This window comes from Chlamydia ibidis 10-1398/6 (assembly GCF_000454725.1).
Classification (GTDB): Bacteria; Chlamydiota; Chlamydiia; order Chlamydiales; family Chlamydiaceae; genus Chlamydia; species Chlamydia ibidis.
Genome location: NZ_APJW01000001.1, coordinates 327883 through 341057, shown reverse-complemented (window position 1 = coordinate 341057; position 13175 = coordinate 327883). Strand labels below are relative to the sequence as shown.

The window sequence follows — 13175 nt, the reverse complement described above, 5'->3', positions numbered from 1 at the left end:
TTTATTTTTATGGCACTACCCTTATCCCCATCCTGCCCTCCTCCTGGAGACAATAATTTTTATCACCTACAAACAAATCCTAACGATCCGTTATGCGTCAGAATTCTTAGGGTTGTGGCCTACGTACTTTTACACATTGTAACTCTGGGGATTCTTCTAATAATTCATAGATGCCAACACCATCTGACAAAAACAACTCTTCCTATTCTTCCTGTTCCTGAAAAAAGAAGCGAACCCCAAATATACGACGTCCCTATAATTGGAGAAACAATTTACCCGCCCTCTCATAACCAAAAAGAGGAAATCAAGGAAACAATAGAAACAGAAATCACTCAATCTGAAGAACCTGTAGTACGTCCGAAAGAACCAAAGAAAAGTGAACCTGTTATACAGCATTTACAACCACAAGAAGTAGTCCGCCATCCTTTAAGCGATAACCTACCTAGCGTAGAAGAGATTGCATCTTCCGCACACTCCCTACCTAGAGACAGAAAACGAGGATCCTTGGAAGCCATGCTAGTACAGGAGGAAAACGGATTACTCCCCTTGTCTGCACAACGTGTGATACGAAGCTTAGAAACACTAAACCCGTCATTTGTTGCTTCATATCCTACACGAGTGTCTTCAGTGTTTAGCAATAAGATTACCTTATTGGAGAAAAAAATCTCAGAAAACTCTGAAGATTCTGAAGTTGCCAAACTGCAATTAGACCAATTAACATATCTGGACGCTAAATACTGTTACGTCAATGTTCCTGGTGATGGGAACTGCTTTTTCCGCTCATTTGTCATCGGATGGTTGTCAGCTCTGTTTAACTCTAAAGATCCTTTATCTTTCGACAAAGAAGCAGAGAAAGTATTAGCCCTAGAGTTTTCAAATTCTAATCAGGAAAACAAATTACTTGCAGAGACGACAGCAACCATACTTAAAGATTGTGCTAAATATCCTTCTTTTAAAGAACTTTATGATCGAAAAATTCTATCCCTCATGGATAATTTTTCCCTAGTAACTTTCCTTAAAGAACTATCATTTTTTCAAACAGATGCCAATCGCCTATCTCAATTAGGAAGTGCTGAAAACATCCATGCTCTTATTACATCTCAGATGTCAGATAGCCCCGAGATTGCAGCAAAAATTATCAGCTCTTTAATAGCAAATCAGCCTTCCTCTCCGATGCTTTCTGGTCTCCTTTCCCCAAGAGAATGTCCTCTAACTTCGTCTAAAAAACAGGCTATGCTTTTACTAGAACTACTTCCAACTCTTCTCAAGAACAGCGAGGAAGTTGAAAAGCTGAGCGGATCCGCCAAAGAACGCAAAGAGACAGAGCAAGAAATTTTACACGCCCTATTGAGCTATACTCAACAAGTTATAACAGAAGAAAATATGGTCCAGCATAGATCATCCTCTGTCTTAAGCAGTATGTCTCCTATTCTTCTTTCTGCATTTTACAGATTTTCTACAAATCTGCGATCACTTCTTACCACCCCTATACCTGAGCAATGTGAACTATTCTTATTTTTAATGTCTACTCCCTCTGCTGCGCGTTCCCCTGAATGTGAAGATTTCTTTAATTCGGGGTTAAAACTTCTCTCAGACACTATAAGCAGTAAGGAAAGCTTAAAAGAAACTTTAGAGCTCAACGACAATCAAGGCGCGCGTCTAAAATCTTTACTATCAACAGCATGGAAACAAAAACAGCACTTGGAAACTTTAGAATCCATTCTGTTATTATGTGACGGTATTTCCCAAGGTTCTGATATTCCTCAGTTAAATTATGTATTTTCTGAGCTAGCTAAGATTGCTAGCACCTCTCCTAGAACTGTAAATTACCAAAATTTATCCACTTGGCTAAGACAATTTGAGGAAGCTATCTCTAACAATAGCTCTTGGTCTGCTGCTTATATGAAGACCTATTCCCTTCCTTTCATGAAATCATTACGTATAGGTGAAACTACGGAAGAGGACAAGATATGGAACGACTCTATTTGCGTGTTCTTTGTAATCCTACAGTATCCTAGCCTACTTAAAGACCGTAGCACCTCAAGATTAGCTAACAAATTCAATAATATATTCCAAACACACCTAGACCTAACTTTAAGATCTAGGAAATATCGCAAGCTTACTGAAAAATTAGCCTTCTCTACTCTATCTACTCTGCTTTCTAGAGATATTCTTACTGGCTCTTCACAATTTATTGTAGAAGAAACCCAGAGTTTTGTGAGCTCCTTAATACAAAATTTGAGCCAGCTGACTTGGTATAAAGATTCAGCTAAACTTTTATTGAATCTCTTAGCAAGCATAGAGACAGAAGATTCTTCAGAACTATTAGAACGCACACGCGCCGCAATGCCTGAAAATTGGAGGCTCTTCCTGAGTCGCTTAGAATGCCCCATTCACGATGACTCTGTACCCAGACATGATGAGAGAACGCTTGGAAAGCTTATTCCGCCTTATGTGTTATTATATAGTTTTCTAGTAAATAATTCGGATAGTTTGACATCTCTACCCCTAGATTTATCCTCTGCATTAGCACAGTTCTTATCTCGTGCTGAAGAATTGACGAATAGAGCTATCACTCACCGCTTTCAAGAAATCTCTGATGTTCTCTTAAGTAATATTACCAAAATTACAATGATGAACAACCTCAGGAACCGCTTCTTCTTTTCAATGTTTAAAAAAACATCTCCACATCTTGCTTTGAGAACAACATTCATGCACCAAATGGAACATGTGGACCTGCGCCAACTTATGAGAATGTTCAATGCTGTAAATGAACAAGCAGAGGACGAACAAATACCTGCTCTTAGCAATGTTCTGCAGCCCCTAGCTATGTGCCAATACTTAGCCGATAGTTCTCTAAGACAAACATTAGACCAACTAAGTCGTTCTGCCCAAATGCATGGCTTTATCGGAGGAGACTACTGTCCTGAAAACCAAGCAGAGATTTTTGTACTACGAGGAAATAATCACTACGGGGCTCTACTTCCTAAAAATAATCCCCATCCTTAAACATCGGTTAAAGTTAGATGGATCTTCTAAACACGATCCCTTTGTTTTTTTCTATGGAGATTTTCTAACCCTCTCTTCTAATCTATCTTTCCAGAGATAATAAAAGTGTTGTTCTATTCTCTGAGATGCTTCCAAAATAAGAGAGGTTTATTATTTTCAAGACTACTATTCCCCTTCTGCATACATTACGATCTGCTAATCAACTTAAAAACACATCACCGCTGTGGGATTATCCTCTACTGATAGCAGGTCCCTGTACCTTGGAAAGTTACGAACATACTGTAGCTATGGGAATGGCTGTTAAAAAAGCTGGTGCTAGCATACTGCGAGGTTCTATACGTAAGCCTAGAACAAGTCCTTATGCATTTCAAGGTTGGCAAAGAGAGTGCGTGTCTTGGCATAGTGAAGCTAAGAAAGTTCACGGCCTACTTACAGAAACAGAAGTTTTGGACGTACGAGATGTCGAAATTACAGCAGAACATGTCGATATCCTTAGAATTGGCGCCAGAAATATGCAAAATTTCACATTGTTACAGGAAGTGGGACTCTCCCACCGTCCTATTATTTTAAAGCGTAATCCTGCAGCAACTTTAGAAGAATGGCTATCGGCAGCAGAGTATATTTTAAAATCAAACTCTTGTCCTGGTGTTATTCTTTGTGAGCGAGGGATCCGTACATTCGAGAGATCTACACGCTATACTTTAGATCTTAATTCTGTCGCTTTACTGAAACAAATTTCGTGCCTACCCATCATTGTTGACCCTTCACACGCTGCAGGCACTAGTTCCCTAGTCCCCCCATTAGCTAAGGCTGCTCTGGCTCTAGGAGCAGATGGCATTATCATTGAAGTCCATAACAATCCGCAACATGCTTTATGCGATAGAGAACAGCATATCAACTTAGAAGAACTTTCGGATATTCTGATTTTTGCTCGATCTCTTAACAAATCAGAAAAATTAGAAGTCTGATTCATTGAAGCATGAACAGTTTTATTAAATTTCTATTGCAGACTATTATCAGTTTTAACTATTTGATTATCAAATAATAGTGAAGATAAGTATATGCTTACTTCATGGAGGTCTATGGTTAAAAAAACGTACAAATTGTACCTTCTACAATGTTTATTATGTGCTTTACACTGGCTCATATACTATTGTAAGAAACTTATTAGAGAAATTCCTAGTAACTCTGATGACCCACTAGTTCAAGCTTTTCTTGCTTCCCTTGTAGACGTGCTTTCCAATTTAAAAAAACTTCCTTACGCCAATACTAAATAAATTCTGACAAGGTCCGTTTTGCGTATATGGGGAAACGGACCTCATCTAATTATGTCACTAGGGTAGAATACGCTGACTATTGCGTAATTTGGCAAACATAACCGTACTAATTTCTACAAACAAAAATGCTAATAGAGATATTAGCCAAGCTATACTGCTATTCAGGATTCCTATAGAAAACACTATTCCTGACAGATAGGCTCCTCCTCCGAACAAAATTGCTGCCCACGCCGATATGGTTCTAGGACGATAATTACTCATCAAAACGACAATGACAGGCACAGACAAACAACATACAGACAATCCATAACTCAAAATCAAAAGATCCACGATATTCGTAAATAACAAAGCAAATATTGGAGCAAAAACTGCGATCACTAAAATAAGACGAGGATAGTGATCTCCAGAAATCTTAGGGATTTCCTCACTAACTAATTGAGCCACTGCACTCAATAAAGAATCTGCTGTAGACAAAATAGCAACTCCAATAGCTGCTGCCATTAAAGAAGCTAACGCTGGCCCGCATACACATCGCACAGTATCAATGAGTACACAACCTTGATTAGATCCTAATTTCGCTCCTACTATACCAAGACCTAAGGGGACCAAATTGAACAATAAAATACAAATCCCTGCAAAAATGCACGCTTTCGTTAAGCATTTCTTTGAAGACGCTGCAACACAACGCTGCACCATATCTTGCTCTACCAGCATAAAAAGCATGGGCATGAGTATCCATCCAGATAGTTTATTTGCCGATAAAGAATGAAAAGCATAGAAACTCTGACAAGCAATTTTTGGTGAAAAACACCAAACAAAAACCCCGCAAAAAATAACCGACAAAAGTAGAAATATAGCCTGAACACTATCTGTTTTCACAACAGCAACAAATCCTCCAGAGGAGGTATAACAAGCTAACATTATCCAAAGAGTAATTACCAAATATTTTCCATAAGGAAATATGCCCAACAATTTTCCTAAAGCAACAACTTGCGCTACGAGAATAAATAGCAAAGATGAGACAGATAAAAGAAAGGCTATCCTTCTAAGTATCCTAGAACCGTAAACCTCTTCGAAAATAGCAACAACAGTTGCATATTTCCCTGAGGCCAATTTTCTTCCCGGACCAATTCCCAAAAATATTAAACCCAGAGCAACTCCTATAGGATAAAGTAAGACTCTATAACCGTAGTGGTATGCCTCTTCAGCAGCTCCTAAAAGAACGCCTCCTCCGATTTGGGTCGCAATAAATGTCATTGTTAAAGCAAAGGTCTTTAAACTTCTCCCAGCTAGAAAATACTCTTCATAATCTTTGATAGACGAGGTAGAGCTACGACCGAAATACAAACAAATTATCTGTATTCCAAATAAAAAAAATAAAAATAATGAGATATTCATCTCAGCGCCTCCTAAATAGACACTAAAGATCCCATCCGCAAACAGATAGGACAGAAAAAATAACACGGAAAAACTACGAAATAAAGACTAGATACAATGGAGATGGCATCCAAAGTAATGGAAGCCGTGGGAAACTATAGAAAATACAGGTGTCAATGAACGACACATAGACTTACTCATCTAATTAATCCTGCAATAGACCTCTAAAAACCTAGAAGACTCGTTTATAATTTTCTAGAAGAAAGATACCTTTAAAACAAAAGGAATCAAATCAACCAGACAGAAAACTATAATATAATATGAAAAATAAAAACATCGAGAAATATTAGAAAAGCAACAATTAAATAATAATTATTTGAAAATTGCAAATATTGCTCCGGCCGCCGCACTACGCAACGAAGGAGTCTCATACTGGCAACAGTTTAACAAAAAGTCAATAGACTCAATGTTTTCGGAAAATGCAACGGCTTCTAAAATAGCTAACTTATCGTGCCATTGGCTATTCGGATATAGTGCAATAGCTTTTTCTAAAGAATCTTGATCCCGTTTCTTACATAAATTTGCCAAAGCAGTCTCTAAATTCACAGCAAAACTTTCTTGATCAGAAATTGACACTACTACGTCTTCCTCCTCACCTTCTTCCCAAAATACTCCGGAAAAAAAACTCCATGCACGCGACTGTTGACCTGAGAGAAAATCAGCAGTAACTTGCTTCACCTTGCTATATTTAGCAATAGCTAAAAGACGTATCAATTTACGAGAGATTTCTCTCTTAACCATGGAAGAGTACAAAGGCAAAACTTCATACTTTGGATCCCACTGTTCTTCCCAAAGAAAATGTTCAATTGCCCAACACATTTCAGGATTTAAAATAAATTTTGCAATTATATCCCCCGCCATTTCAATGCTTCTACGACTAACAAGTAACAAAATAGCCAAGTTCGCAGAAGCTTTCTTAGATACCACAGATGACACATATTTCTCCGCAATGTGAACCCCTTGTATTCCAAGAGAACAAACAGCTGCTGAAGCTGCTTCCATGACAGACGTAATAGGCGAACGTAGACCATCTTCTAAAATTTTCTCTCCTAAGGAGTCCCCTTGTAAATATAGTAAAGCAGCAGCTTGCAAACGGACTTTTGGAAAAGGAGAAGTCTGAGACAAGCTACGGACCTTCATAGCAATATCAGAAGATTTACAACTGATATCCCTACCACAAGCAAGAGCAGTGAGCAAGGCTGCCTCTTGAACCTCTGGAGATTCTATGGATAATAATTTCAAAAATATATGTTCATTACGTTTATTCACCTCATGGTGAAGCATCTGGCATGTAATTAATGCCTGATCAATGTCATTATAAATATTGCTCTGATCCATTAACTCTCGATCCAGCATGCAAGATGCCTTCCATGCCTCTCTTCTCTCAGCTCCGTCCACCAGAGAGTTATGAGCACGCTCCTTAAGATAGGGTAAAAGTTTTTCTATACCTAACAAAGCAGCTATCTGATAAGCCACAACACGAACGTGAATAAAGTCATCTTGACAAGCAATACGAACTACTTCTTCTTTTAGATCTTCTGATCCATAACGTAATACTACTTGTAGAGCCAGGGTCCTCACCAAAGCACTGTCATCAGACAACATTTTCACTAATAACGGAGACACACGAAAATCTCCTGCCAATCCCATCGCAAGAACATTAACAGCACGAACAGTTATTGAAGGGTGCGATATACTGTCTGCTAACACTTGAAGTGCGAAATCCTCAAGTATATCACGATTATAGCGTAATTGGGGATAACGCTTTGAAGCTTTAGTATAAGATTCCTTCCATAAAGCATACTCCTTAGATTGGATTAGAGCACGCAACGCCAAACGAGCTTCATCGCAACTATACTCGGCGCTATTCAATACTCTATCAGCTTCTTTAACAGCGTTAGAAATATCGTGAATCAAAAGATATTGGTGCAATGCACTAGAGCTATAGCACAAACTACTCGAAAAGACAGCAATAGCTATGCTATAGGCCCTAAAGCCTTTCCACCTAAAAGATGAATATGTAAATGGAATACGCTTTGTCCTCCATCAACACCATTATTTATAACGACACGATAACCATCAGCGATACCAAAAGTAGCTGCTAGCTCCTGAATAATTTTCCCTGCTTCAGCAAGTAAGTCAAAATCACCTTCTCGTAAATCTTGCAGCCTTTCAATATGTTTTTTGGGAATGATTAGTAAATGAACAGGAGCCTGAGGGAAACGATCTTTAATCACGATAAAATTCTCGTTTTCAAAAACTTTATCACAATCTAAAGATCCTTCAATAATCCTCTCAAAAACAGTCATACAAGTCCTCGATTTTCTAAAACTAAACGAAGAGCTCTCTGGCAACTTTCTTGGCTATCCCATACAGATAAAAAGCGGCCCTTGTGGCAAAATATTGCTCCAGGGATCCCAGATACTTCAACAAGCTGCTTACCAAGTAACCCTGCCCACTCCTCTGGGAAAGGAACACGGACTTCCATACGCCGATCAAGATTTGGTGGAATTCCACGTAAAATCCACTGATCTCCAGTTGGGAAGCAGACAAAAGCTGCAGGATGCTTCTCTCCCCCTAAAAAGAAAAAATTCTCCTGCCAAGCTAAAGGACGGTCAAAATACAAACAAAAATCATCCTTATCCATCGCTAATCTCACAATATCACGACAGATACGATCATAGCGAAACTTCGCGCGTAACCTTTGCAAGAGATCAATAGTAAATTTTAAAGCAAAGGCAAAATCCGCATCAGAGGAATATTCTTCTTCTAAGGGATTATATATCTTAATTATATCAGAAAAAGAACAAAAGCCCTCTTTAGAAAAAAATCGGCCATTGTCTTGCTCATCTACTCCATGAACTAGAGCATTATTTAAGAAATGATATTCCTCAGATTCAACAAGCCCTTGCCCCTTTAAGTAATCAAGTATCATACCTGCACTACTCCAAGGGCCAGAATAAGAAACTTGGTGATGATCGAATCTTTTATCCCTAGGAGAATAAATACCACCAACATCACAAACATATTCACAAGTCGCTAGTTTCTCTGGATCCCTAGTACGGATAATTTTTTCTTCATCAATGAGATCAAAGATAATAAGTAACGCACATGCGGTGACCTCATCCGCATGGAAAGAACCGTCGTGAGTACCAACGCTTCTTGCAGTTCGCATATTTCCCATCCTTCTTAAAAACCTCTCATTGTATCCAGAGAAAAATAATTCTCAATCGCAAAGAGACCATCCTTTGCAATTTTCTAAAAACTCTTTCCTATAGATAACCACAATACAAATATCCAAAAAGAGCCTCTTTACTTTTTCTAAAAAAATCATGTTTAATAGCCCAGATTTCCTTAATGATTTTGGTACCCTTAAGGAAAAACTCTTGAGCAAGAACAGTAATTCTGTTAACTCTTATCTACTCGCACTTGACTAGTGCATAGCATCAGACTTACATCCTTAGGGCGATCCCGGTACTTTGTAGGCTTACAAGCCTACGGACTACAGTCTGAAGAAGAGGAGAACCCTTTATAGAATTCCTCAATTTAAGGAATCCGGTTTAACCAGGAAAATATGGAGGGATTGTTTCCTCTTCGATACGCTCCAATGTGGAACATACTGTTATGGTTCAATGGTTCTTCAAATAATTTAAAAAAGAATAAACTATAAAGCATTTGCTGAGACTTTTAGATCCTATGTCTAATTTATTTCATAATGATCATGATGCCGTTTCCCCAGATGGATATTTGTGCTCGCACCTACGCCCCATTTCCGCAGATACTTATGAAGGCGAAGTTGAAATTTCCAATATCCCCGAATACTTTTTAGGCTTTCATTTACCGCTACATTGTCTCCATCTCAATTTAAAAAGCTCACTTGCCCAATTGGGTATTGATGCAAAAATGTTGGCATGCGATTTAAGTAAAGAACACTACCGAGCACGACTACTCGTAAAATTCGTCAGTCATGATCCTATAGCAAAAGAAATGCTTAATCTGCTACAGCCAGGGAACTATGTTGCTAAACTATTTGCTGCGGATGATCGTCGTCTAATACGGTCTCCCCAGTATCTAGAAAAAATGTTCAAATACACCACAAATGATGGCTTGCCCCTTTTATGTTTTGGGAAACAGCTAGAACATTTGATTTCCCTAGATGTTGTTGATGATCGCCTTGTTGTTTCTGTGCCTACATTACCGGGTACTATTCACTATGACGAAAAAATTCATGGGTTTCTCCCTCTAATCAGTAAATCCCTTAGCCATCAAGATCTTAGCATAAGAAAATTTCTGTCCCTATATCAGCATAAACAAGAACGAGAAAAACTTACTTCTCCAGGAAATATCTTGTTAATTAAAACCGAGCCTCTACATATACGGACAGCCTTTGCCCGTGTTGTAGACTCTTTACTACCTAAGGGAATACATCACACAACGGCAAATATTTTAGAGCCAACAACGCAAGAATCTGGAGATATTTATGAGCTTTATGGTACTTCAGAAGAGCCAGTCGAGAGAATTCCCTTAGAATTTTTCACAATAGAACCTTACAAAGAACATTCTTTCTTCTGCGATCGTGACTTATTGCAAACTTCCCTGGAATCTGAAGAACGTGTTTTCCAAATATTTGACACAGCCCCTGGGGAGAAAGAAAAAGCAGCAACCTTTATCTCTAAAGGCAGTGAAATTTCTTTATTATCTCCTGACTCTTGGTTGACAGGGAATTCTGAGTTAACATACCAGCAAGAAGACACTTACCCTAGTAATATCTCCGCTTACCGAGAGGCACAGCCCTGCTTCCCATTCCTTAAGGCGATGGAAACCGGACATATCACAAGCCAAGGCGTACTATTTTCTAGGTACTTTCCTTCATCAACCTTGAAAAGTATGTTGCTTTCCTACCATGTGAGTGATTACCTCAAACGAATCTATTTCCAAATTCCTTCATATGCACACGGTCAATTCTTTTCACCTAGAGACCGCGCTCTACTATTAGATCTTTACTTAGATGGCATTCTAATATTCTGGGTCGATAAAACAACCCAACGTGTCCTACAGTATGTTAAGCGGCAAGGGAAAGATTCAGGAATGTTTGTTCCTTTAAAGCATGTAGAAGAATTCCGTTCAGCCTACTTTATAGGTTTTCATGGATCTCATCTGATGATTGAAGATTCTAGTGATAAACTCCAGGCTTTCTTAAAAGGAATTTTATCTCTTACAAAGACTTTAACTATTCCAGGATTTCCCTTTGGCACACCATTAGCGATGATGACTGGAGGCGGCCCTGGAGCGATGGCAGTAGGGAACCGCGCAGCAAATGAACTAGGCATTCTTTCTTGTGGTAATCTCTTAGAATGCGAAGTACTTCCTGGTAGTCCTCAAAAAACTAACCACTACGTACAAGCAAAAATGACGTACCGCATAACTTCTATCATTGAGAGACAGGAGCATTTCCATGTTGATCTAGCAATCTTCACAGTTGGAGGTACAGGAACAGACTTTGAACTTTTCTTAGAAATGGTTAGTATCCAAACAGGGAAGAAACCTGTGGTACCCATTTTCTTAATGGGTTCCCCAGACTATTGGAAAGAAAAGATCACGCCTATTTACCAAAGTAACTGCAAATCAAGAACTCTATCACATTCTAAGTGGATTAGTAATTGTATTTACTGTATTTCCTCTGGAGAGTCTGGAGTTGAAGTTTTCCGAAAATTCATGAAAAAAGAATTACCTATAGGTCCAGATCATCCTCCTGCTCCTGATGGTTTTTACGCTGTATGATAATAAAGCAGTTCATCTGCTTTATTAAAAAGTAGATGAACAAGATAGTTTAGAAACCATAAGTGAGACGGAACCCGTAGTAATTACAAGGTTCTCTGACGAACTGTCCTTCTTTAGAAAAGCCTTGATGGTATTCAACAAAAGCGCGAATTTTCCTTCCAAAATCTTGAAACTTGGACCACTCCATACCCAAGATATATGTTTGGTCTATACCAAAGTTTTGTTCCTCCCAAAAACGAAAATGCATGGCAAAAATCGGCTGAGCATGTAAATTCCCTTCACGCAATCCAAAAGGCCTAAGCTCCGCCCCAGCTTCTACGTATACAGGCTTCTCTGGAAAACTCAAATCTCTGCTGATGATATAGCCTAACCCTCCATAAACACGAATCTGGTCATTATAGCGCAACGAAGCAAAGAGATCGACACCCTCATCACTTAAATTAAACCTAGGAAATTTAGGATGGGTTAAAATAAATTCATCTCCCAAGTGAGAAGATAAATGCCATAATCGGAAACGAAAACTCCATTGATTAACGGCAAAACCAAGCAAACCCGCGACGAAGAAATCAGAATTAACCATGCAAGCTTCAGGATGGTCTAAGTCAAAAACAGAGAATACTCCACCTTGAATTCCTATATCTAGATCTCCATGAAATCGGGTAACATCGAATAAACGCAATAAGATAAAGTCTCCTCCGAAAATTGCCGATCCTACACGATTACCCACAACCTTATCATTAAATCGAATACCAGCACTATTTGTAACTTGGCGAGGATCGGCGATTAGGGGGGAAAAAAGAATGGTGTTTTGAGGAAGCCAAACTCCCTCTTTACCACAAACTATTTCTGTGCCTATTCCTTTCTCCCTAGGTAACCGGGAATGAGCATCCGCGACAACCTGGCAATAATCGTGATAAGGACGATCACAGACTTCTACAGAACTAATAAATGGTAAATCTCGAACAAAACTAATAATTGCCTCGGAAAGAGCATAATCGACTGGCAAAGAAAATAAATAAGCTGTGCTATTTTCAACAACTACCTGAGCAGAGCTATCTAAAAAATGCATATCGATGAGTGCTTGCACGTATCCAGTGAAATAACAACTGTCATCCGACGCACAAACGTTCTCAGGCAACTGATCCGCACGACCAACAGATTTAGACAAGCTCTCACAATCCGGACAAGAATGTGTCTGCCGAGTAGCTACTTCCGAAGAACAAAGAATACCGCTAATAAATAAAAAGCCGCAAAAACAACAGCTACAGAATAATCGTTTTCCCATGGTATTCATAATCTATAGAAAAGAGACCATTTATTTAGCAACTCTTCCCTAACTAGACAAAAAATCTAACAGAAAACGAAAGCAATATAAAAACAATCAAATAGATTTAATCTTTTTAAAAAAATAATGTTTTTAAAATAAAAAAAATTATAAGAAAACAAAACACAAATTAATAATAGTTGCCGCAGGGAAGGTCCCTGCAACCCCAAACTACTCCTAATATGTACCTGAAGTGTGTAAACTCTTCTAAATAATGAAAACTTTCCCCCTCCCATTCAGTCCCTCGACTGAATGGGATCTTTTTACCTCTTTGATATACGCTATTTCATATTCAGCAACAAAAATCTGCGTACTGATTATGTATAGACTAGATAAACAAAGAAACT

8 protein-coding genes are annotated in these 13175 nt (G+C 38.6%); 3 read left to right on the top strand and 5 right to left on the bottom strand.

Annotated elements, in window-relative coordinates; translation table 11 throughout:
• Window positions 1-9: 9 nt before the first annotated feature.
• Both H359_RS01585 and aroF read left to right on the top strand, forming a co-directional pair.
• On the top strand, window positions 10-3009 hold the full coding sequence (locus H359_RS01585) for an OTU domain-containing protein (RefSeq protein WP_035392307.1): 3000 nt from the start codon (window positions 10-12) through the stop codon (window positions 3007-3009).
• Between the two features lie 152 nt (window positions 3010-3161).
• Window positions 3162-3977 carry a 3-deoxy-7-phosphoheptulonate synthase gene (aroF, locus tag H359_RS01580; protein WP_407918989.1) on the top strand — a complete coding sequence of 272 codons (816 nt, stop codon included), beginning with the start codon at window positions 3162-3164 and terminating at the stop codon, window positions 3975-3977.
• Between the two features lie 366 nt (window positions 3978-4343).
• Here aroF and H359_RS01570 read toward each other — a convergent pair whose 3' ends face one another.
• The 4 genes from H359_RS01570 to H359_RS01555 all read right to left on the bottom strand — a co-directional run bounded on the left by H359_RS01570 (window position 4344) and on the right by H359_RS01555 (window position 8898).
• Window positions 4344-5684, bottom strand: a complete 1341-nt coding sequence (locus H359_RS01570) for a sodium:solute symporter family protein (RefSeq protein ID WP_020370981.1) — start codon at window positions 5682-5684, stop codon at window positions 4344-4346.
• 351 nt (window positions 5685-6035) lie between these two features.
• Window positions 6036-7655 carry a HEAT repeat domain-containing protein gene (locus tag H359_RS01565; RefSeq protein WP_035392434.1) on the bottom strand — a complete coding sequence of 540 codons (1620 nt, stop codon included), beginning with the start codon at window positions 7653-7655 and terminating at the stop codon, window positions 6036-6038.
• A gap of 44 nt (window positions 7656-7699) precedes the next feature.
• Window positions 7700-8032, bottom strand: coding sequence for a histidine triad nucleotide-binding protein (locus H359_RS01560; protein WP_020370979.1), 333 nt, complete (start codon window positions 8030-8032; stop codon window positions 7700-7702).
• Entirely contained in the window at window positions 8029-8898 is an 870-nt protein-coding gene (locus H359_RS01555) for an MYG1 family protein (RefSeq protein WP_020370978.1), read from the bottom strand. The genes H359_RS01560 and H359_RS01555 overlap by 4 nt, the downstream gene beginning before the upstream one ends.
• A 521-nt stretch (window positions 8899-9419) precedes the next feature.
• Here H359_RS01555 and H359_RS01550 point away from each other — a divergent pair.
• Window positions 9420-11504: an LOG family protein gene (locus H359_RS01550; protein ID WP_020370976.1), complete on the top strand. Its 2085-nt coding sequence runs from the start codon at window positions 9420-9422 to the stop codon at window positions 11502-11504.
• A gap of 49 nt (window positions 11505-11553) precedes the next feature.
• Here the strand turns inward: H359_RS01550 and H359_RS01545 are convergent, their stop codons facing one another.
• Window positions 11554-12789 (bottom strand): DUF1207 domain-containing protein, encoded by a 1236-nt coding sequence (locus H359_RS01545; protein ID WP_020370975.1) that lies wholly within the window; start codon window positions 12787-12789, stop codon window positions 11554-11556.
• Window positions 12790-13175: the final 386 nt, after the last annotated feature.

What these genes read in the sequence shown, in the direction of transcription:
- H359_RS01570 (WP_020370981.1), bottom strand. Translation starts at nt 5,684, where the DNA reads ATGAATATCTCATTATTTTTATTTTTTTTATTTGGAATACAGATAATT.
- H359_RS01545 (WP_020370975.1), bottom strand. Translation starts at nt 12,789, where the DNA reads ATGGGAAAACGATTATTCTGTAGCTGTTGTTTTTGCGGCTTTTTATTT.
- H359_RS01585 (WP_035392307.1), top strand. Translation starts at nt 10, where the DNA reads ATGGCACTACCCTTATCCCCATCCTGCCCTCCTCCTGGAGACAATAAT.
- H359_RS01560 (WP_020370979.1), bottom strand. Translation starts at nt 8,032, where the DNA reads ATGACTGTTTTTGAGAGGATTATTGAAGGATCTTTAGATTGTGATAAA.
- H359_RS01550 (WP_020370976.1), top strand. Translation starts at nt 9,420, where the DNA reads ATGTCTAATTTATTTCATAATGATCATGATGCCGTTTCCCCAGATGGA.
- H359_RS01555 (WP_020370978.1), bottom strand. Translation starts at nt 8,898, where the DNA reads ATGCGAACTGCAAGAAGCGTTGGTACTCACGACGGTTCTTTCCATGCG.